Here is a 20,467-nt window from a genome sequence, read left to right on the forward strand (position 1 = left end):
ACTCACGAGTGGGTGCAGGTGCCTATTTCAGTTCGGCGAGGACGGTGCCCTGGGTGATGGCGGCGCCGGGTTCGACGGCGAGGCCGGTGACGGTGCCGGCCTTGTGGGCGTTGACGGGGTTTTCCATCTTCATGGCCTCGAGGACGGCGATGAGGTCGCCCTCGGCGACTTGTTGGCCTTCTTCGACGGCGACCTTGACGACGGTGCCCTGCATGGGGGCGGTGACGGCGTCACCGGAGGCGGCGCCGCCGTGGGCGCCGCCGCGGGTGCGGGGCTTGGGCTTCTTGCGGACCGCCCCGGCCGGGGCACCGGCGCCGGTGCCGAGGGTGAACTGTCCGGGCAGGGACACCTCGACGCGGCGGCCGCCGACCTCGACGACGACGTTCTGCCGGGGCAGGTGCTCGTCCTCGTCGATCGGCGGGTTACCGGTGAACGGTTCGATCTGGTTGTCCCATTCGGTTTCGATCCACTTGGTGTAGACGTCGAAGGTGGTGCCGTCGCCGATGAAGGCGGGGTCGGAGACGATGGCCCGGTGGAACGGGATGACCGTGGCCAGTCCTTCGACCTGGAATTCGGCGAGGGCGCGGCGGGCGCGGGCCAGGGCCTCGTCGCGGGTGGCGCCGGTGACGATGAGCTTGGCGAGCATGGAGTCGAACTGGCCGCCGATCACGCTGCCGGTTTCGACGCCGGAGTCCATCCGCACGCCGGGGCCGGTGGGCGGGACGAACTTGGTGACCGGGCCGGGGGCGGGCAGGAAGCCGCGGCCGGCGTCCTCGCCGTTGATGCGGAATTCGAAGGAGTGCCCGCGGGGGGTGGGGTCCTCGGTGAGGTCGAGGTGTTCGCCGTTGGCGATCTTGAACTGTTGCAGGACCAGGTCGAGGCCGGCGGTTTCCTCGGTGACGGGGTGTTCGACCTGCAGGCGGGTGTTGACCTCGAGGAAGGAGACGGTGTCGCCCTGGACGAGGTATTCGACGGTGCCGGCGCCGTAGTAGCCGGCCTCTTTGCAGATGGCCTTGGCGGAGGTGTGGATGCGGTGGCGTTGGTCGTCGGTGAGGAACGGGGCGGGGGCCTCCTCGACGAGTTTCTGGAAGCGGCGTTGCAGGGAGCAGTCGCGGGTGCCGGCGACGATGACGTTGCCGTGCTGGTCGGCGATGACCTGGGCTTCGACGTGGCGGGCCTTGTCCAGATACTGTTCGACGAAGCATTCGCCGCGGCCGAACGCGGCGACGGCCTCGCGGGTGGCGGAGTCGAACAGTTCGGGGATTTCCTCGATGGTGTGGGCGACCTTCATGCCGCGGCCGCCGCCGCCGAACGCGGCCTTGATGGCGACGGGGACACCGTATTCCTTGGCGAAGGCGACGACCTCGTCGGCGTTTTTGACCGGGTCCTTGGTGCCGGCGGCCATCGGGGCCTTGGCTTTTTCGGCGATGTGGCGGGCGGTGACCTTGTCGCCGAGGTCGCGGATCGATTGCGGGGAGGGGCCGATCCAGATCAGGCCGGCGTCGATCACGGCCTGGGCGAAGTCGGCGTTTTCGGAGAGGAAGCCGTAGCCGGGGTGGATGGCGTCGGCGCCGGACTTTTTGGCGGCGTCGAGGATTTTGTCGAACACCAGGTAGGACTCGGCGGAGGTCTGCCCGCCGAGGGCGAATGCTTCGTCGGCCAGGCGCACGAACGGGGCGTCGGCGTCGGGTTCGGCGTAGACGGCGACGCTGGCCAGGCCGGCATCGGCTGCGGCCCGGATCACCCGCACTGCAATCTCACCGCGGTTCGCGACGAGCACCTTCGTGATGTGCGCGCTGGCATGACTGGGCACTGAGCCTCCTGTGGTTCGCATGGTCTGTCTCCGCGGTGGCTCCCGTGGGTGTCACCAGCGGTCGTTTACGGCATCACTTCGGAGTCTAAGCACCGAACCGATCCGTGTTGTCACCGGACCGAAATTTCCCGTCAGGGCTGTCCGACGCTCCGCAACCCTACCGAGGGGTAGCTGGTTGAAACCTGTTCCAGTTGCCGGCGGAGGCTCCCGACCCACGTGTGGACGCTCGCGGCAGCGATGTCGTTGCCCGGATAGCGGACCGCCAGATTGACACCTCGGGGGGTGCGATTGATCCAGGCGTACACGTCGTGGGTGTACTGCCGGCTCCTCAACGCCCGGGCGTTGCGCTCGTGCCAGCGGCCCGCATCGGGCACGAACCGGACGTCCATGTAGGAGACGACGAAGCGAGGCCGGATGGGGATGTCGAGTTCCTTCTCGATGCGGTCGAACGGGACCACCGAGAGCGGTTTCGTCCGGGCCACGCTCTCGGCGGCGTCGCGGGCGACGGCGGCGAACTCGTCCGACGTCACCTCGAAGTCGATCGGGCTGAGACCCACGAACCATCCGAGCGCGGACGCCCACTGCGGGGAGTGCCGGGTATGGACCGGAGTGACCGTCCGAAAGCGTTGATGCCCGGCCACTTCCGCCCCGGCCATACCCAGGCACGCGAGCAGGCCGGGGAAGAACCCCACATCCGCCTCGCGGCACACCGAGTTGAACGCCGCAGCCTGGTCGGCATCGAGAATCCAGGCAGACAGGTTCTGCTGGGCGTACGACGTGCGCGGACCGACCTCGAGCGGGAACTCGGGGAGTCCCGGTCCCTCGAGCGCCGAGCGCCACACGTCGAGCGCCTCACGTTTCACCTCGGCGGCGGTGGAGGTCTCACGCTCCTCACGGCCGAAGTCGATGTAGCTGCCGACGGGAAACAGGTTGGCCGTGCGTCCGGACAGTGCTTCCTCGTACAGGGCGGTCAACTCGTGGGCGACGAGCACGATGGAGAACCCGTCGATGATCGAGTGATCGGCCGCGAAGAACACCGTGAATCGGTCGCGTTGGACTGTTTCGAGCGTCGCGAAGACGTACGACGGCCAACTGTGCGGCGACGCGTACTCGTCGAACAGTTGCTGCAGGTGCGCGAAGTTGTCGCCGCCGGCGGCGTCGTACCCGTGGCTGACGACCCCCACGTGCAGCCCGCCCTGCGGCACGGTGCGCCGGTGCACGCGCTCGGTCTCCGCGTCGAACGTCGTGTGCGAGCGCAGCACCTCGTGACGATCGGTCCACTTCTCCAGTGCCGACCGGAAAGCGGTGACGTTCAGCGTGCCGTGGATCTCGAACGCGGTGCCCAGCCAGGATTCGCGACCACCGGAGTCGGAGCACCGGCGCAGGTGCGCCTCGTGGATGTACGAGGCGGGGCGGGGATCGTCCACCCATTCCGAGCGGGCGCACGGTAACCATTCGGTGAGCGCGCCCACCGGAACGGGATAGTCGGCAAGTTCGGTGAATTCCATCAGTAAGTGTTCAGACCCTGCCTAGCCGCGAAGATGCCGCTTGATTCGCGCGAGCATCGCGGACATGCCGCGCAGCCGCAGGGGACTGACGGCGTCGGCGAGCCCGAGCGCGGAATAGAAATCGTCCGGAATGCCGAGGATGGTGGCAGCACTGTGCCCGTCCAGGCCCTGGTGCAGGATCGACGCGAAACCCCGCGTCGTCGGCGCTTCCGCGGGCGCGCTGAAATGCAGCCGCACGTGGTCGGGATCGGAGTCGTCGACCGACAGGAACAACGGAGACTGGCACTCGGGCACCGGTTCCATGGCGTCCTGCTCGAGTTCGGCGGGCAGAGGCGCCAGTTCGCGGCTGAACTCCAGCAGCAACTGCAGCTTGTCCGAGCCGTCGACGGCAGCGAAGTCGTCGACGATCTCGGCAAGCGAATCGGGTAGTTCGGTCATGACGATGCGCCGGGAACGTCTCCCGGCTCTTCACCCCTGACGATCGGAACGCGAACCATGTTGCCCCACTCCGTCCACGAACCGTCGTAGTTGCGGACGGTGGGGTAACCGAGCAGGTGGGTGAGGACGAACCAGGTGTGGCTGGAACGCTCCCCGATGCGGCAGTACGCCACGATGTCGTCGTCGGCGGACACACCGCCGTAGATCTCGTTCAGTTCACCGCGTGAGCGGAACCGGCTGTCGGGGGCTGCGGCCTTGGCCCACGGAATGCTCAGCGCGCTCGGGATGTGGCCGCCGCGCAGCGCCCCCTCTTCGGGGTAGTCGGGCATGTGGGTGCGTTCGCCGGTGTACTCCTGGGGCGAACGCACGTCGATCAGCGGCCCCTTGCCGAGGTGATCGAGCACGTCGTCCTTGAACGCGCGGATCGGGGCGTCGTTGCGCTCGACCACCGGGTAGTCGGTGGGGGAGGTCTCGGGGACGTCGAACGCGGTGTCCCGGTTCTCGGCGATCCACGCGTCGCGGCCGCCGTCGAGGAGACGGACGTCCTCGTGTCCGAACAGCGTGAACACCCAGAGGGCGTACGCCGCCCACCAGTTGCTCTTGTCGCCGTAGATCACGACGGTGTCGTCGCGGCTGATGCCCTTGCGGCTCATCAGGTCGGCGAACTGCTCGCCGTTGATGTAGTCACGGGTCACCGGATCGTTGAGATCGAGGTGCCAGTCGACCTTGACGGCTCCGGGGATGTGGCCGACGTCGTAGAGGAGCACGTCCTCGTCCGACTCCACCACCTTGAGGCCGGGTGTGCCCAGATTCGCGGACAGCCACTCCGTCGACACGAGCCGACCGGGGTTGGCGTACTCGGCGAAGGACTGGGTGGGATCTGGCGCTACGGGCACGGGTGGGCTCCTGGGGCAGATGCGACGGGGACGGCGTCAATTCTAGGCGGACGCCGGAAGTTCTTCCGACCGGCGTTCACACTTACCGGCCGTGGATGCTGAGGGAGCCCGCCCAGGCGCGTAGATTCGCACCCGAACGGAGGCCTCATGCCCGACATCTCGACGCGCGCCGACCTGGAACTGCTGCTCCGGCACTTCTACGGCCGGGCATTCGCCGATCCGGTCCTCGAACCGGCCTTCGAGACGCTCGCGGTGATCGGCCTGGACGACCACCTGCCCGTCATGTGCGACTTCTGGGAGACGGTCCTGCTGCGCACAGGCGTCTACCGAGGCAGCGCGTTCGCCGTGCACCGGGCGCTGCACGGCCGGCACGGATTCACCGACCGGCACTTCGACCGCTGGGTCGAACTGTGGACGTCCAGCGTCGACGAGTTGTTCGCCGGCGACGTCGCGGGGCGGGCCAAGGTCGAGGCAGTCAAGTTCGCCGACGCTATACGGCGACGACTGTTCGAGCCCTCCGGCGGTCAGACGACCGGAGTGCCTTCCAGGTTCAGCTGACTGGTCAGCTCCGCGATGGGAGTGACGCCGTTCTCGCAGATGTCGTGCATGATTTCGCGCAGCCGCACCAGGAACTCGGTGACCGCGCGGCGTGCCGTCGGCGTCTCGGGGAACCGCGACCGCAGCGCGAGACCGCGCTGGGTGCGGGAGATCCAGAATTGCGCGTCGTCCGCGACCGTCACGTTGCTGATGTGGTGGGCGTTCAGCTCGTCGTGATCGTCGGTGCCGGGCAGTTTGCGGTAGTCGATGTACGAGACCATGAACACATCCGTGCGGGTGCGGCGGTATCCGTCACCGAGCGCGTCCCGCACCTGGGCCATCGTCACGCCCTTGAGCGTGAGAGCCGTGCGGAACGAGGCGTGGGTGTGCGCCAGGGAGGACTGGAAGTCGCAGTCGGGTGTCAGTTCGACCGTCAGCGGCGCACTCGTCGTGAGCCACCCGATCGCATTGGCCCACTGCGGGTCCTGGCGAATGTGCAGCGGAAACTGCAACGGCATCCGGGAAATGCCGTTGATCGAGTGCACTGCCATCCCCATCGCGGTGAGCGCCCCGGAGAACAGGCTTCCCCCCGAGTCCAGGCAGATTTCCTCGAACCGCTCGGTGTCGGCGGCGCCGAGAAGGGGGCGGACGTCCGCTCCCTGTGGTGCGGGCCTGCCCGCCTCGACACCCAGATCGAGCGGGAAACTGGGCGCGGTGCCGCCGCAGCGTTCGTAGAAGCGTGCCCATTCGCGCACCCGGGGGTCGCCGATCCCGGTGACGGGCGTCTCGGCCTCGAGTTCGCAGTACCGCAGGAAGCTCCCGGGATCGCCGAGTTCTTTCGTCAGGTCCGCTTCGGTGAGCGCGGCCGAGCCGCCGAGTCCGATGAGTCGCTGATAGATCTGCCGGAGTTCGCCCAACGCGATGACGAGCGAGTATCCGTCGACGAGAGTGTGATCGAACGCACTGACCACGGTGTAGTGCGAGTCGCGCTCGATGGTGGCGAACAGGTACGCGGGGAACGTCAGCGGGTCGCACGCCTCGGTGAACCGGTACCGCAGGTGGTCGCGGAGTTCGTGCGGTGACGTCGTCGCCGAGGACTCGGACGCGACGACGGTGATGTCTTCGGGGTCGAGATCCACGCGCGCCATCGCATCCGGGCTCACGTCGAAGCCGGTTTGCAGCGTGTCGTGACGCCGGATGAAGTGCACCAGCGCCTGCGTGAGAGCATCCCGGTCGAGTCGCCCGGGAAGGTCGAAAGCTGCTGCCATCCAGACGCTTCGGCCGACGCCGTGGGTGCGGGCGGTGTCGAGATGGAATTGCTGGTTGTACGAAGGCGGCACCGCGGACGGGGAGACCTTGCCCGGCGCGACGGACCATTCCGTCACCAGGCCGGGTTCGAGCATGTACCGGTCGATCGACGTGACGTGCACTACTCCACCCCTGCGGCAGTCGCGGAGTCCGCTGTCGGCGCGAACGATGTCAGCGTGTAATCGCCTTCGCGGGCAACGGTTTTCATGATGTTCGACAACCGTTCCGCATATGCGGTCACAGACCGGTGGGCCTCGTCGGTGTCGGGGTGCGAGACGGCCATCCACGTGCCCTCGAGCATGCGGTTGACCCAGATCGACGCGATCTGAGTGGCCTTGCCACCCACGATGCCGGTCGCCCGGGTCGACACGAAGCTCTCGGTCTGCGGCAACCGCCGGCCGTCGATGTACGACACGATCGGAGGCGGTGCGAGCGTGGTGGCGTGTTGCGACATCACCTCGGGGCCGGCCTGAGCGAGCACGGTGTCGATCACTTGCTGCACGGACACCTCGCCGAGCGCCTTGCCGGACCGGTAGGCGTCCTGCGCGCGCTGGGCCAGTCCCGTGAACGTCGTGGCGTCCTCGAGGGCGAACCCGACCGGAATGAGATTGATGAACCACCCTTGGGACCAGTAGAACTGCGGGTCGTTGCGGGTGGTGAGGGGGGACAGCGCCATGTAGCGGTCGCGCCCGACCAGTTCGTGTTCGGTGATCGCGAGAGCCGCGAACACGCCGCCGATGAAGTTGGAACCGTGGGCCTTGCACACGGCGCCGAACTGCTCGCACTCGTCGGCGTCGGCGAGGTCGAATCGGCTGCCGATGGCCGGCTTCGGTTCGTCGGACGCCCCGAGGTCGAGGGGGAAGCTCGGGAAGGTACCGCCGTTGCGGGTGAGGTGACCGATCCAGCCGTGCACCTCGGGTGAGGCGAGGGTCAGTGTCGCCGCTTTCTCCCGCTCCCGGCGGCTGTACTCCACGTAGCTCCCCGGATCGGGTAGTTCGGGCTCTACGCCGTCGAGTTCGGCCTGATAGATGATCCGCGTCTCGGCGAACGTGAGAATCATCGACTGCATGTCGGTGTGCGCGTGATCGACGGCGTGGAACAGGGTGAAGCTGTCCTCGGGCCCGGGAGCGCCGGCGTCGTGATGTTCCACGACGCCGAACACGAAAGCAGGCCAGGCCAGCGCGCTCGTGTCGTTCGCGAAGCGCGCGGCGACGTGGTCGCGGACCTGTTCAGGGGTGGTGAGGGTCTCGCCCTCGTGTGCGATCAGGGCGATGGAGTCGGCGGGCACGACGTGCCGCTGTACCGCGTTCGCGGTGTCCGTGGGGTCGGCATCCGCGTTCTCGAACGAGAACCAGCTGTGCAGGGTGTCATGCCGCAGGATGTAGCGCTCGAGAGTGCGGGTCATCGCGGCGCGGTCGAGCCTGCCCGGGAAGTCGAAGGCGATGCCGATCCAGGGGGACTGCGTCTCGCCGTTGTTCGCCGCCAGCCGGGCCCGCCGCAGGTGCCGCTCCTGCATGGTGGTCGGCAGTACCGGATCCACCGGCGCTTCGACAGCCGCACGTGCACTCGCGTCCGTGACTTTCCACTCGACGACCCGCCCAGGCTCTGGCTTCCAGTGGGTGATCAAGTTCAAGTCCATCGAGCGGCTCCTGGGGTGTCGAATCGGTTGCGAGTTCGGTCGGGTGTGGCACGGACTTCTCGCAACAGGATGCGGCACCGAGTGCCTTACCGCGAGAGGTAAAGAAGTATGAGACTGATTACAGGTCGGTCCCGGTCTAGTCAAGTGTCGGGCAAAAGGGTTCTACGCTGCAAGTTCCTCGCGTAGCATGCAGCAACCGCTGAACGACCTCACAGCGTTCTGTGAGCTTCGAGCCGCTAGCCTGTCCGGATGCCTGTGACGCAGCGTGACGCGCTCTATCGAGGCGAACTCGGTCGGTGGGTCCCGTGGCTGGGACTGGCCACCAGCCTCGCCGCCGTGTTCATGCAACTCCTGGACGCGACCATCGTCAACGTCGCGCTCCCGAGCATCGCGGTCGATCTGGGTGCTTCGGTGTCGGCGCAGCTGCTGATGGTGAGCGTCTACACGCTGTCCTTCGCATGTTCGCTGATCACAGCGGCACGACTGGGGGATCTCCTCGGCCGACGACGGGTCTTCCTCACCGCGTTGGCCGTCTTCATCGTTGCCTCACTGCTCTGCGGACTGGCCCAGTCGCCGACCGCTCTCGTGGTGTCGCGGGCGTTGCAGGGTCTCGCGGCGGGGTCGATGTCGGCTCAGACGTTCGCGATCATCTCGGGACTCTTTCCGAAACGCTCGCATCCGCGGGTGTTCGGCATCTACGGCGCGACCATCGGGCTCGCCACCATCTGCGGTCCGCTCGTCGGCGGACTTCTCATCCAGTGGGATCTCTTCGACTGGGGTTGGCGGCTGATCTTCTTCGTCAACCTCCCGATCGGGCTCGCGGCCCTGGTCCTCGGCTACTTCTATCTCGTCGACGCGAAGCCCGACGGCATCCGCCGACTCGACGTGGGCGGCGCTGTGCTGTCGGCGGCCGGGCTGTTCCTCCTGATCTTTCCGCTCGCGGAGGGCCGGGAACGCGGCTGGCCGACCTCGCTCGTGGTGATGCTGCTGTGTTCGGTGCCGGTCCTGATCGCGTTCGTCGTCTACGAGTGGCGGCTGGGGCGCCGCGGCGGCGACCCGGTGCTGCGCCTCGAGTTGTTCACCGACCGCGCGTTCTCGCTCGGCGCGGCCATCGCGTTCGTGTTCTTCGGGACGCTCACGTCGCTGATCTTCACCATCTCCCTTACCCTGCAGTTCGGGTTCGGGTTCTCCCCGCTCAGGGCCGGGGTGATGACGCTGCCGTGGGCATTGGGGACCGGTCTCGCCGCGCTGGCCTCCGCTGCCGTGTACCGGCGCATTGGCAACCTCGTCCTGCCTCTCGGGATGCTGCTCTTCGCCGGCTCCCTCGTCGTGCTGGCGGCGCAACTGCAGCACGAGGGCACCGATCCGCGGTGGTCGGCGCTGGCCGGGCCACTGTTCATCGGGGGAGCCGGACTCGGACTGTTCGTGGCGCCGCTCCAGACGGCGATCCTCGCGACCGTGCAACCGCAGAACGCGGGGTCGGTGTCGGGGCTGCTCCCGACCGTGCAGCAGGTGGGTAGTTCGATCGGGCTCGCGGTGATCGGTGTCGTGTTCTTCAACCTCGTCGCGACGCAATCGGCGGACGCGGTTCAGGCCGAGCGGCCTGCGCTGACCGCGCAGCTCGCCGAGGCCGGGGTGCCGTCGGCGCTGATCCCGCGTGCCGAGGAGACGTTCGTACGGTGCGCGACGGAGCAACTCGGGTCCACGTCCCCGATGAAGGTGCCCGACGAATGCCGTTCGCCGGCGTCCGGCGGTGCGGCGCTCGGCGCCGCTCAGCAGCAGATCGCCGACTCCGCGGTGGTGGCCGCACGGGAATCGACCCGTAATGCAGCGGGCGAGGCGTTTCTCCAGGCAGAACGCCGCATCCTCTGGATCATTGCGGCAGTGGCGGCGGCTATCGGTGTGGCGTCGCTGACGCTCCCGCGCCGGAACCAGCAGGTCGACGAACGGTCAGCCGACGCGGCCTGACGACGCCCACAACTCGGCGACGCCGACCCCGACCTCCGCGAGCAACCTCCGGACGAGCGGCAGGCCGATCCCGATCACGCTGGACGGATCGCCCTCGATGCGGTCCACGAACCAACCCCCGAGGCTGTCCAGGGTGAACGCGCCCGCGACCTGCAGTGGCTCCCCGGTCGCGAGGTAGGCCTCCAGATCGGCGTCCGGCGGGCTCCCGAAATGGACGACGGTGGCGCTGTGATCGTGTGCGTCACTCACCACCGCACCCTCCGCGATCCGCAGGACGCTGTGCCCGGTGAGCAGGGTCGCGCTACGGCCGGCCATCGCCGACCACCGCGCGCGGGCGACGTCGACGGTTCCGGGTTTGCCCTGCAGGGACCCGTCGATCAGCAGCATGGAGTCGCATCCGACGACGACGGCGTCCGAGATCCCGTCCCGTGCGAGAACGGGGAGGACGTCGTTGGCCTTGGCTCGGGCCAGTTCGGTGACGACGTGCTCGGGGGCGGCGTCGGCACCGAGTGCTGCGATGACGGCGTCCTCGTCGACTCCGGAGACTCGCACGACCGGCTCCACCCCGGCGCTGCGCAGGACAGCCAGCCGCGCCGGGGAAGCCGAGGCGAGAACGAAGGACGTCACCGGATCCTGATCAACGCCGGTACTCCGACACGTTCGGGAACGCGTACGGCGAGAACGGGGCGACGCTCCGGTGCATCCGCGTGGGCGCACCCCAGGACTCGGGTGGGAGGTGCGCATCCGGATCACCGCTGCCTGCGGCGGCGACCGCGGACAGCACCGCGACGAGCGCCGCGATCTCCTCGTCGGACGGTGATCCCTTGACCACCTTCAGGAAAGGCTCACGGGCCGCATCGGCGGCTGCGCCGTCCGTGTCACCCGGCAGGTCGGTGGCCGCACCCTCGGCGAGCGTGGTGTCCGCTGCGGAACCGTTGACTGACGACGTCGCGTCGGAACCGGTCTCGGTGCGCACGTCGTCCTCGGTGATAGCGGTCATAGGGGGATGTTCCCATGCTTCTTGGGCGGGAGGGTGACCATTTTGCGTTCGAGTAGGCGCAGGGCGGCCACGATCTGTCCGCGGGTGTGGGACGGGGGGATGACGGCGTCGACGTAGCCGCGTTCGGCGGCGACGTACGGGTTGACGAGGGTGTCCTCGTATTCCTGTTGCAGTTGCAGGCGCAGCGCGTCGACGTCGTCGCCGTTGCGGGCGGCCTCGAGGAGGCGTTTGCGGTAGACGAACCCGACGGCGCCGGAGGCGCCCATGACGGCGATCTGGGCGGTGGGCCAGGCGAGGTTGACGTCGGCGCCCATGTGCTTGGAGCCCATCACGTCGTAGGCGCCGCCGTAGGCCTTGCGGGTGATGACGGTGATCTTCCCGACGGTGGCCTCCCCGTAGGCGTACAGGAGTTTCGCGCCGCGGCGGATGATGCCGTTGTATTCCTGGTCGGTGCCGGGCAGGAAGCCCGGGACGTCGACGAGGGTGATGATGGGGACGTTGAACGCGTCGCAGGTGCGCACGAAGCGGGCGGCTTTTTCGGAGGCGTCGATGTCGAGGCACCCGGCGAACACGGTGGGCTGGTTCGCGACGATCCCGACGGAGCGGCCGTCGACGCGGCCGAAGCCGACGACGATGTTGCCGGCGCGTTCGGCCTGGACTTCGAGGAATTCGTCGTCGTCGAGGATGCGGCGGATGACCTCGTGCATGTCGTAGGGCTGGTTCGCCGAGTCCGGGATGAGGGTGTCGAGTTCGAGGTCCTCGGCGGTGAGGGAGTCGTCGATCGATCCGGTGATCGGGTCGGTGGGCAGCATCCGGGGGGCCGCGGCCTGATTGTTGCTGGGCAGGTAGGACAGCAGGTCCTTGACGTAGTCGAGGGCGTCTTGTTCGCCGGAGGCGACGTAGTGGGCGACGCCGGATTTGACCATGTGGGTGTGCGCGCCGCCCAAATCTTCCATGGTGACGTCTTCGCCGGTGACGGTTTTGATGACGTCGGGGCCGGTGACGAACATCTGGGAGGTCTGGTCGACCATGACGACGAAGTCGGTCAGGGCGGGGGAGTAGACGTGGCCGCCGGCGGCGGGGCCCATGATCAGGGAGATCTGCGGGATGACGCCGGAGGCCTGGACGTTGCGGTGGAAGATTTCGCCGTAGAGGCCGAGGGAGACGACGCCTTCCTGGATGCGGGCGCCGGCGCCTTCGTTGATGCCGATCAGGGGGCGCCCGGTTTTGAGGGCGAGGTCCATGACCTTGACGATTTTTTCGCCATAGATTTCGCCGAGGGAGCCGCCGAAGACGGTGGCGTCCTGGGAGAACACGCAGACGTCGCGGCCGTCGACGGTGCCGTAGCCGGTGACGACGCCGTCGCCGACGGGGCGGTTGTCGGCGAGGCCGAAGTTCACCGAGCGGTGCCGGGCGAGGGCGTCGAGTTCGACGAAGCTGCCGTCGTCGAGCAGGGCGGTGATGCGTTCGCGGGCGGTGAGCTTGCCCTTGGCGTGGACCTTCAGGGCCGCGGCTTCACCGCTCGGGTGCTGCGCCTCGGTCTGACGATTACGCAGGTCGGCGAGCTTTCCCGCCGTCGTGTGAATATCGGGCGTACTCGCCGACTCCGCCGCGCTCGGCTCCTGAACAGTGGTCATGACAGGTCAGCTTAACGAGAGCCGGCGAGCTTCTGCCAAGGGAGGTGGTCAGGCGGCGGGTTGCCCGGACCCGGCTACTGACCAGTACCTTTTCCTGCTCGTCCTAGGCTGTGGTGATGTGGACCGACCTGAACCGACCTCCTCTCAACGCCGACAATCTGCGGGCGGCGCTCGTCCGCGGTGACGACGACAGCGACACCCGCAGGTTCTGGGCGCGGCTCGACGTGGTGCAGGAGACCGGGTCCACCAACGCCGATCTTCTCGCGCGGGCCGCGGCGTCGACCTGCGACCGGCACGTGCTGCTCGCCGAATTCCAGGGCAGCGGCCGGGGCCGCCACTCCCGCGCCTGGGTGAGTCCGCCGCAGGCGCAGATCGCGGTCTCCGTGTTGCTGACGATGCCGGGGATGAGCGTCCAGGACATGGGGTGGCTGCCGCTGCTGACCGGTGTGGCCGTCGTCGACGCGCTCCGCGCCGCCGCCAAGGTTCCCGCGGAACTCAAGTGGCCCAACGATGTGCTCATCGACGGCCGCAAGGTCGCCGGCATCCTCGCCGAGGTGTCCACCACGGCACCGGATCCGGCGGTGGTCGTCGGGATCGGTCTCAACGTGAGCCTCACGAGAGACGAGCTGCCCGTCGAGCATGCGACGTCGCTCGTCCTCGAGGGCGCCGAGGTCAGCGACCGCGACACCCTGGTGCGGGCGGTGCTGCGCGCCATCGCCGATCGCTGGCAGCAATGGCACGACTCCGACTGGGACGTCACGGAACTCGCCGAGGCCTACCGTGCCCGCTGCGGCACGCTCGGCCAGCGAGTGCGCGCCGAACTACCCGGCGGGCGTGAACTGATCGGCATCGCGACAGACGTCGACGCGGAGGGCCGGGTCGTGATCGCCCCCGACGGCCAGCCCGGCACGATCGCCGTCGCCGCAGGTGACATCACACATTTACGCCCGGTGCGCACCGAGTAGTGCCACACTGTGGTACATGAGTACCTCGATTCCGGAGTCCTCCGTCACCGCAGCCCGGCGCACGTTGACCGGTCTCACGGTGGTGCTCGGTCTGCTCACGCTGGGTCTCGGCATCGCGGTGCTCGTCTGGCCGCACGTGACGCTCACGGTTCTGGCCGTCCTGATCGCCATCCAGTTCTTCGGCTTCGGGATCGTCCAGATCATCCGGGCGTTCGCCGACGTCGAGGCCGGGGGAGCCGCACGGACCCTCGTGGGCGTATCCGGCGCCCTGGCAATACTTCTGGCGTTCCTCGTGCTGAGGAGCCCCCTCCAGACCGTCGTGATCATCGCGCTGGTCGTCGGTGCGTGGTGGGTGTTCCGGGGTGTCCTCGAAATCGTGGAAGGCGCCTCGGGTTCGGTCGCGGATCGCGGGCTGACCATCGTGCTCGGCGTGATCAGCGTCGTCGCCGGGGGCTTCGTGCTCCTGCAGCCCGAACTGTCGCTCGAGGTGTTCGTGATCGTGGTCGGAGTGTGGATGGTGCTGTACGGCATCATCATCGTCATCACCCCGATAGTGCTCAGCCGCATGCGGTAGAGGCACACTCTTCGCATGGGATATCCGGAGGACGCCCTCGCCGAGGACGAGGAACTGCTGCTTCACCGTCATCCACACTGGAAGATGCTGCTGCTCCCCGCCGTCACCTTTCTGCTGGCAACGGCCGTGGCGGGTTTCGCGGCGGGTTTCGCCGAGAACAAACTGGACGGCTCCGCGCTGAACATCGTGCTCGTCGTCGTCCTCGCGGTGTGGCTGGGCCTCGTCGTATGGCGCTGTGTCGCGCCGTTTCTCAGCTGGAAGTTCACCCACTTCATCGTCACCGATCGTCGAGTCCTCATCCGCCAGGGTGTGATGACGCACACCGGGATCGACATTCCGATGGGGCGCATCAGCAACGTCCAGTTCCGGCACGGCCTCCTGGACCGGATGCTCCGCACCGGAACGCTGGTCATCGTGTCGTCCTCCGACGATCCACTGGAATTCGACGACATCCCCGACGTCCAGCGCGTCCACTCGCTGCTCTATCACCAGGTGTTCGACGCGATGGATCTCCACCGCGAACGGGAGCGAGACGACCCGCGCGGCGACGCCGACACCGGCAAAGGCTGGTAACCGGTCACAGCCGTCTGCGCACCTCCGTACGCTGTGGAGGTGACTGCTGTATTGCTTGCCGAAGATGACGAAGCCATCGCCGCCCCGCTGTCGCGGGCATTGGGCCGGGAGGGATACGACGTCACCATCGAGCAGACCGGCCCGGCAGCGCTGGAGCAGGCGCTCGACGGAGCGTACGACCTGTTGATCCTGGACCTCGGGCTCCCCGGGATGGACGGACTCGAGGTCTGCAGGCAAGTGCGCGCCCACAGTTCGGAACTGGCGGTGCTCATGCTCACCGCGCGCACCGACGAGGTCGACTTCGTCGTCGGGCTCGACGCGGGCGCCGACGACTACGTGGGCAAGCCGTTCCGGTTGGCGGAACTGATGGCGCGGGTGCGCGCCCTGCTGCGCCGTCGCGGCGGCGGCGAGGATTCCGTCGTCGAGGTCGGTGGCATCCGGCTCGAACCGGCGGCCCGGCGGGTGCTCGTGAACGGAACCGAGATCGCCCTCGCCAACAAGGAGTACGAGCTTCTCCGGGTGCTGCTCGAACACGCGGGGCAGGTGGTGTCCCGCGACACCATCCTCGCGGAGGTGTGGGGCGACGTGGAACTGCGCGGCTCGAAGACACTCGACATGCACATGTCGTGGCTTCGCCGGAAGATCGGTGACGAGGGCCCCGCCGCCGAGCGTCGCATCGCGACGGTTCGCGGCGTCGGTTTCCGCATCAACACCGACTAGGCGGGGTAGTGCGCCGCAGAATTCTCCAGTCGATCCTCGCAGTCGTGATCCTGACGGCGCTGCTGCTCGGTGTGCCGCTCATCTACACGGCGTGGTTGTGGGTCGAAGATTTCAATCGGAGTGATCTTCAGGTCCGGCTCGATCGGATGGCGACGGAGATCATTACCCAGGAGGGCATCAACGGCGTCGTCGAGGGCGATCTCGACACGAACTCGCTGCGTCTGCTGACGCCCGCCGGGGGCCGCCTGGTGGTGGTCTATCCGACCACCGACGACGGCGCCGCGCGGGTGGACATCGGCGAATCGTCCGTGCCGTCGCCTCTCGTGGAATCTCTCGCCATGGGCACGTCCGGTTCGCTCCGCCTCGAGGTGCCGTCCGACGAGATGCGCACCCAGCAACGACAGGCGGTCGGTGCCGTCGCACTGCTGGTGCTCGTGTCCATCGCCGCAGGCACCGTGGTCGCCTACGTCACGGCGAAGCGGCTCGCCGATCCGCTGCGGGACGTCGCCAACCGGGCGGCCCGGCTCGCGGAGGGTGACTTCCGGCCCGACGTGCGACGTCACGGCATCCCCGAACTCGACCGTGTCTCCGACGTCCTGGACTCCGCGACCGTCGAGATCGCGGGCCGGCTGCAGCGCGAACACGCGCTCGTCGCGGACGTCTCCCATCAGCTCCGCAGCCGCCTCACAGCTGTCCGTCTCCGGCTCGACGAGCTGTCCGTGCACTCGGATCCCGCGGTCGTGGTCGAGGCCGACGAGGCGATGGCGCAGGTGGACCGTCTGACCGTCGCGATCGACGAACTGGTCCGCTCGTCACGCAGCAACGGCACCGAGACCCACGTGTCGGTGATCCGGGAACTCAGCGTGGTCATCGCGGACTGGAAACGGCCGTTCGAAGACGCGGACCGCGAGCTGGTGCTGCGGGGAGACACGAACGTGATGGCGTCGACCACCGGTTCCCGGCTCCGCGAGGCCGTCGCGGTGCTCGTCGACAACGCGCTCATGCACGGGGCGGGGACGTGCACCGTCGCGGTGCGTCTGATCCAGGGTCAGAATCTCAGGACGCCCGGCGAGGAGACGTCGCCCCGCGAGACGATGGTGTGCGTCGAGGTGTCGGACGAGGGGGTCGGGGTCAGCAACGACCTCGCGCCACACATCTTCGACCGCGGGTTCTCGGGGGCCGGTTCGACCGGTGTGGGCCTGGCGCTGGCCCGTGCACTCATCGAGGCGGACGGCGGCCGGCTGGAACTGCAGCGTCGCCGCCCGGCCCTGTTCGCGATCTTCGTTCCCCTCGCGCGCGAACACGTGCCGACGCGGGTCACCGGGATCCGGGAACCGCGCTGACGATCAGGAGTGGCCGAACTCTTCCTCGACGGCCTCGTCGACGAGATCCGGATCGATGATGTGCACGTTCTCGTCGGGGAAGGCGAACCGGCGGAGTGCCCAGAAGCGGAACACCATCTGCAGCAGGTTTCCGATGATGTAGTTGAGCACGAAGTCGACGACCACCAGCGTGGTCAGGTTCTCCTGGTTGGCACGGATGTCGAACACATTGTTGGCGATCCAGAGGGGCGCGGCGGCGAGGAGCACGCCGATCCCGCTGATCGTGAAGAACAGCAGGGCCTCGTGGTGTCGTTCACGCCCACCACGGTTCTTGAACGACCATTCGCGGTTGAGAATGTAGCTCAGGACGGTCGCGAGAATTCCGGACAGAACTTTTGCGACTACGGGCTTCTCTTCGAGGATCGTCAGGCTCAGTGAATAGAAGATCGCGAGGTCGAAGATCATGGTGGTGCCGCCCACAATCGCGAACTTGATCAGTTCGTGATGCCGCAACGCGAGAGCCCGAAAAGGCTGGGGAACGCGTGCTAGGACGCCGTCGACAAATGACACAACGGATGAGTTTACGAAAGTCCGACCGAATACCACCAATTGGCGGCGAGATCATCAGGAGAATCACAGAAACTGCGGTCCGGCACCTCGGCGGCGGAACCTCGCGCCGGACGTGACAAACTAGTGACCCGTGACCGGCAACTCTGACTCCACACCGCGTCCCACGACACCCCGCGATCTGACCGCCGGGCAACCCGTCGTGACGATGATCGGTGGCGGCCAACTCGCGCGGATGACCCACCAGGCCGCGATTGCGCTCGGCCAGACCCTGCGGGTGCTCTCCGGCACCGCCGACGAACCCGCGGCGCAGGTGAGCCCCGATGTCGTCCTCGGCAGCCACACCGACCTCGACGCGCTCCGCAGGGCCGCGGTCGGGTCGCACGCGCTGACCTTCGACCACGAGCACGTGCCGACCGAGCATCTCGACATGCTGGTCGCCGAGGGTGTCAACGTGCAACCGCCGCCGACCGCGCTCATCTACGCGCAGGACAAGCTGGCGATGCGCCGCAAGCTCGCGGAACTCGGCGCACCCGTTCCGGCGTACGCCGAGGTGACCTGGGCCGAGGACGTCGTCAAGTTCGGCGCCGAACACGGATGGCCGGTCGTGATCAAGGCCGTCCGCGGCGGATACGACGGTCGCGGCGTGTGGATCACCGACGATTCCGACGAAGCCGAGCGCATCGTCACCCAGCAACTCGACAAGGGTGTCTCCCTCATCGTCGAGGAGAAGGTCGAGATGCGGCGTGAGCTGTCCGCGATGGTGGCGCGGTCGCCGTTCGGCCAGGGCGCCACGTGGCCCGTCGTGGAGACGGTGCAACGCCACGGGCAGTGCGCCGTCGTCCTCGCCCCCGCCCCCGCACTGCCCGACTCGGTCGCCGAGGCTGCCGAGGAACTGGCGCTCCGCATCGCTTCCGAACTCGGTGTGGTCGGCGCGATGGCCGTCGAACTGTTCGAAACCACCGACGGCGCGCTCGTCGTCAACGAACTCGCGATGCGCCCGCACAACTCCGGCCACTGGACCATGGACGGTGCCCGCACCTCCCAGTTCGAGCAGCACCTGCGCGCCGTCCTCGACTACCCGCTCGGCGACACCGCACCGCTCGCGCCGATCACGGTGATGGCGAACGTGCTCGGTGCGCCGACCGCCCCCGAGATGAGCATGGACGAACGCGTCCACCACCTCTTCGCCCGGATGCCCGACGCGAAGATTCACCTGTACGGCAAGGGTGAACGCGAGGACCGGAAGATCGGCCACGTGAACATCGTCGGCGGACCCGGCTCGATCGACGACCCCGAATACGTGGCGCGGGTGCGCGAGCGCGCCGAGCGCGCCGCGCACTGGCTCTCGCACGCTGAATGGACCGACGGATGGGATGTACACGGTGAGTGACACGGCAGCACGGCAGGGCGCACAGGTCGGGCTCATCATGGGCAGCGACTCCGACTGGCCCACCATGGAGGCCGCCGCGGAGGCGCTCGCCGAGTTCGGTGTGCGCTTCGAGGTCGGTGTCGTCTCCGCGCACCGCACACCGCAGCGCATGCTGGACTACGCGAAGGACGCGGCCGGCCGTGGCATCCAGGTGATCATCGCCGGCGCCGGGGGCGCCGCCCACCTGCCGGGCATGGTCGCGTCGGCCACCCCACTGCCCGTCATCGGTGTGCCCGTCCCGCTGAAATACCTCGACGGCATGGACTCGCTGCTCTCGATCGTGCAGATGCCCGCAGGCGTCCCCGTCGCGACCGTGTCCATCGGCGGCGCCCGCAACGCCGGTCTGCTCGCCGTCCGCATCCTCGGCGCCTCCGACCCCGCCCTGCAGCAGCAGATGGTCGCGTTCCAGGACGGGCTCGAGAGGATGGTCCTGGACAAGGACAAGGCACTGCGCGACAAGCTGCTGGGCTGAGTATCCTGCGCCCGTGAAACGCAGCCGCGGTGTGCCGATGATCCGCGCGTCGCGGGGGAACCCCCAGTCCGCGGCGATCACACGGCTCGCGTTGGCGTATGCCCGGCTGTGGGGCGCCCGCATCACGTTCGACGCCGAGTTCGGCATCTTCGTGTGCAGCCGGATGCGGGGTGGGTACGCGCGCAGCGGGACGACGATCGGCGGCGCATTTCTCACCGGCCGGGAGCCGGCGAGAGCGCTCGTGCGACACGAAGCGGTCCACGCCGACCAGTGGGCTGCGTACGGGTGGACCTTCGCGCTGCGGTACCTGTTCGAGGAGTTGCGGCACCGCGGTTCCCGGAACAGGTTCGAGATCGCCGCGGGCCTCGCGGACGGCGGCTACCGGGAGAGCTGACGGGTGATCTTCTCGGTGTCCCTGCGCCTCGACCGGGCTGCGTCGTCGGCGTTGGTGACCTGCACGAGTGACGCTCCGGCCGCGAAGACGGCCACCAGACCGTCGATCAGGGCGTCGGGGGAGTCCCACGCCTCTTCGGACAGCACCCGGTCGGTACCGGTGATCCCCTGCGATTCGGCGGAGGCGAGCGCTGCGGCGAGAACGTCGTCGACGCTCTTGCCCGCCAGTGCGGGTCCGGCGACCGTCGGCCGGAACTGGTCGCCGTGGACGCGCACGGACGTGGCGTAGTCGGTGATGCCGACGGGGAGGTCGGGGACGGGCCTGCCGAACGCGTCCAGCGACAGCGCCGCTACCTCGGGTACGTCCTCGACGTCGCCCAGGTGCTGGGCCGAGACGAGTGCGATTTCGGCGTCCGCATCGGCTTCGAGGACGACTTCGGCGCCTGCCCACCATGCGCCGAGCAGAACCGCGGCGGTCTGCCAGTGCGCGGGAAGGAGCACCGCGACGCGGGCGCCGGGCTCGACGCCGAATTCGTCACGCAGCAGGTTGGCGGTCTTGGCCGCCCAGTTGGCGAGCGTGAGGGCCGAGAGTTCGACCCGTTCGCCGGTGGCGTCGTCGTAGAACGTGACGCGGGGTCCGGCCGGGTCGTTCTTCAGGATGGGGTCGAGCAGGGCGTCGGTCAGCGTGGGGGACGCATGGTTCAT

Annotated in this window: 21 protein-coding genes; 10 read left to right on the forward strand and 11 right to left on the reverse strand. The window is 68.0% G+C overall.

Features of this window, described 5'->3' with window-relative positions:
• Positions 1-22: 22 nt before the first annotated feature.
• The 4 genes from FND50_RS13960 to FND50_RS13975 form a co-directional block, all read right to left on the reverse strand.
• Complete coding sequence (locus FND50_RS13960) at positions 23-1,813, reverse strand: acetyl/propionyl/methylcrotonyl-CoA carboxylase subunit alpha (RefSeq protein ID WP_144286142.1); 1,791 nt, start codon at positions 1,811-1,813, stop codon at positions 23-25.
• Positions 1,814-1,944: 131 nt separating this feature from the next.
• Positions 1,945-3,321: a condensation domain-containing protein gene (locus tag FND50_RS13965; protein WP_144286143.1), complete on the reverse strand. Its 1,377-nt coding sequence runs from the start codon at positions 3,319-3,321 to the stop codon at positions 1,945-1,947.
• Positions 3,322-3,342: 21 nt separating this feature from the next.
• The gene (locus FND50_RS13970; RefSeq protein ID WP_005239978.1) at positions 3,343-3,759 is read right to left on the reverse strand and encodes a SufE family protein; all 417 of its coding nucleotides are present in this window, start codon (positions 3,757-3,759) and stop codon (positions 3,343-3,345) included.
• Positions 3,756-4,655: a sulfurtransferase gene (locus FND50_RS13975; protein ID WP_005239980.1), complete on the reverse strand. Its 900-nt coding sequence runs from the start codon at positions 4,653-4,655 to the stop codon at positions 3,756-3,758. Before FND50_RS13975 ends, FND50_RS13970 begins: the two co-directional genes overlap by 4 nt.
• A gap of 147 nt (positions 4,656-4,802) precedes the next feature.
• Here FND50_RS13975 and FND50_RS13980 point away from each other — a divergent pair, with 147 nt between their 5' ends.
• A complete protein-coding gene (locus tag FND50_RS13980) occupies positions 4,803-5,213 on the forward strand; it encodes a group III truncated hemoglobin (protein WP_054248577.1) in 411 nt (136 codons plus the stop codon).
• On the opposite strand, the gene FND50_RS13985 is transcribed toward FND50_RS13980, so the two are convergent.
• Together FND50_RS13985 and FND50_RS13990 are read right to left on the reverse strand one after the other, a co-directional pair.
• Positions 5,180-6,622: a condensation domain-containing protein gene (locus FND50_RS13985; protein WP_144286144.1), complete on the reverse strand. Its 1,443-nt coding sequence runs from the start codon at positions 6,620-6,622 to the stop codon at positions 5,180-5,182. The genes FND50_RS13980 and FND50_RS13985 overlap by 34 nt on opposite strands.
• A complete protein-coding gene (locus FND50_RS13990) occupies positions 6,622-8,139 on the reverse strand; it encodes a condensation domain-containing protein (RefSeq protein ID WP_144286145.1) in 1,518 nt (505 codons plus the stop codon). The genes FND50_RS13985 and FND50_RS13990 overlap by 1 nt, the downstream gene beginning before the upstream one ends.
• 249 nt (positions 8,140-8,388) lie before the next feature.
• Between FND50_RS13990 and FND50_RS13995 the strand changes: the two genes are divergently transcribed.
• Positions 8,389-10,107 carry an MFS transporter gene (locus tag FND50_RS13995; RefSeq protein WP_144286146.1) on the forward strand — a complete coding sequence of 573 codons (1,719 nt, stop codon included), beginning with the start codon at positions 8,389-8,391 and terminating at the stop codon, positions 10,105-10,107.
• Here the strand turns inward: FND50_RS13995 and FND50_RS14000 are convergent.
• The 3 genes from FND50_RS14000 to FND50_RS14010 are packed head-to-tail and all read right to left on the reverse strand — an operon-like array spanning position 10,090 to position 12,744.
• Positions 10,090-10,734, reverse strand: a complete 645-nt coding sequence (locus tag FND50_RS14000) for a nucleoside triphosphate pyrophosphatase (RefSeq protein ID WP_005265287.1) — start codon at positions 10,732-10,734, stop codon at positions 10,090-10,092. The two genes, FND50_RS13995 and FND50_RS14000, sit on opposite strands and share 18 nt — an antisense overlap.
• A gap of 10 nt (positions 10,735-10,744) precedes the next feature.
• Positions 10,745-11,107, reverse strand: coding sequence for an acyl-CoA carboxylase subunit epsilon (locus FND50_RS14005; RefSeq protein ID WP_054248581.1), 363 nt, complete (start codon positions 11,105-11,107; stop codon positions 10,745-10,747).
• The gene (locus FND50_RS14010; RefSeq protein ID WP_144286147.1) at positions 11,104-12,744 is read right to left on the reverse strand and encodes an acyl-CoA carboxylase subunit beta; all 1,641 of its coding nucleotides are present in this window, start codon (positions 12,742-12,744) and stop codon (positions 11,104-11,106) included. Before FND50_RS14010 ends, FND50_RS14005 begins: the two co-directional genes overlap by 4 nt.
• Before the next feature lie 116 nt (positions 12,745-12,860).
• On the opposite strand from FND50_RS14010, the gene FND50_RS14015 reads away from it, so the two are divergent.
• From FND50_RS14015 to FND50_RS14035, 5 genes are read left to right on the forward strand one after another with little or no spacing between them, the layout of a single operon-like run.
• On the forward strand, positions 12,861-13,709 hold the full coding sequence (locus FND50_RS14015) for a biotin--[acetyl-CoA-carboxylase] ligase (RefSeq protein ID WP_144286148.1): 849 nt from the start codon (positions 12,861-12,863) through the stop codon (positions 13,707-13,709).
• 16 nt (positions 13,710-13,725) lie between these two features.
• Positions 13,726-14,283 (forward strand): HdeD family acid-resistance protein, encoded by a 558-nt coding sequence (locus FND50_RS14020; protein ID WP_005264683.1) that lies wholly within the window; start codon positions 13,726-13,728, stop codon positions 14,281-14,283.
• A 15-nt stretch (positions 14,284-14,298) separates the two neighbouring features.
• Positions 14,299-14,856 (forward strand): PH domain-containing protein, encoded by a 558-nt coding sequence (locus FND50_RS14025; RefSeq protein ID WP_005264682.1) that lies wholly within the window; start codon positions 14,299-14,301, stop codon positions 14,854-14,856.
• Between the two features lie 39 nt (positions 14,857-14,895).
• Positions 14,896-15,576, forward strand: coding sequence for a response regulator transcription factor (locus tag FND50_RS14030; RefSeq protein WP_025432276.1), 681 nt, complete (start codon positions 14,896-14,898; stop codon positions 15,574-15,576).
• Positions 15,577-15,584: 8 nt separating this feature from the next.
• The gene (locus tag FND50_RS14035) at positions 15,585-16,919 is read left to right on the forward strand and encodes a HAMP domain-containing sensor histidine kinase (RefSeq protein WP_005264680.1); all 1,335 of its coding nucleotides are present in this window, start codon (positions 15,585-15,587) and stop codon (positions 16,917-16,919) included.
• 3 nt (positions 16,920-16,922) lie between these two features.
• On the opposite strand, the gene FND50_RS14040 is transcribed toward FND50_RS14035, so the two are convergent.
• The gene (locus FND50_RS14040; protein WP_144286149.1) at positions 16,923-17,468 is read right to left on the reverse strand and encodes a GtrA family protein; all 546 of its coding nucleotides are present in this window, start codon (positions 17,466-17,468) and stop codon (positions 16,923-16,925) included.
• A 130-nt stretch (positions 17,469-17,598) separates the two neighbouring features.
• On the opposite strand from FND50_RS14040, the gene FND50_RS14045 reads away from it, so the two are divergent.
• From FND50_RS14045 to FND50_RS14055, 3 genes are read left to right on the forward strand one after another with little or no spacing between them, the layout of a single operon-like run.
• Entirely contained in the window at positions 17,599-18,858 is a 1,260-nt protein-coding gene (locus FND50_RS14045; protein ID WP_144286150.1) for a 5-(carboxyamino)imidazole ribonucleotide synthase, read from the forward strand.
• On the forward strand, positions 18,842-19,369 hold the full coding sequence (purE, locus tag FND50_RS14050) for a 5-(carboxyamino)imidazole ribonucleotide mutase (RefSeq protein ID WP_144286151.1): 528 nt from the start codon (positions 18,842-18,844) through the stop codon (positions 19,367-19,369). Before FND50_RS14045 ends, purE begins: the two co-directional genes overlap by 17 nt.
• A 37-nt stretch (positions 19,370-19,406) precedes the next feature.
• A complete protein-coding gene (locus FND50_RS14055) occupies positions 19,407-19,763 on the forward strand; it encodes a hypothetical protein (protein WP_186301329.1) in 357 nt (118 codons plus the stop codon).
• On the opposite strand, the gene FND50_RS14060 is transcribed toward FND50_RS14055, so the two are convergent.
• Positions 19,748-20,467: a TIGR03089 family protein gene (locus tag FND50_RS14060; protein ID WP_144286153.1), complete on the reverse strand. Its 720-nt coding sequence runs from the start codon at positions 20,465-20,467 to the stop codon at positions 19,748-19,750. The genes FND50_RS14055 and FND50_RS14060 overlap by 16 nt on opposite strands.

This window comes from Rhodococcus sp. WB9, assembly GCF_007558985.1.
Classification (GTDB): Bacteria; Actinomycetota; Actinomycetes; order Mycobacteriales; family Mycobacteriaceae; genus Rhodococcus_F; species Rhodococcus_F opacus.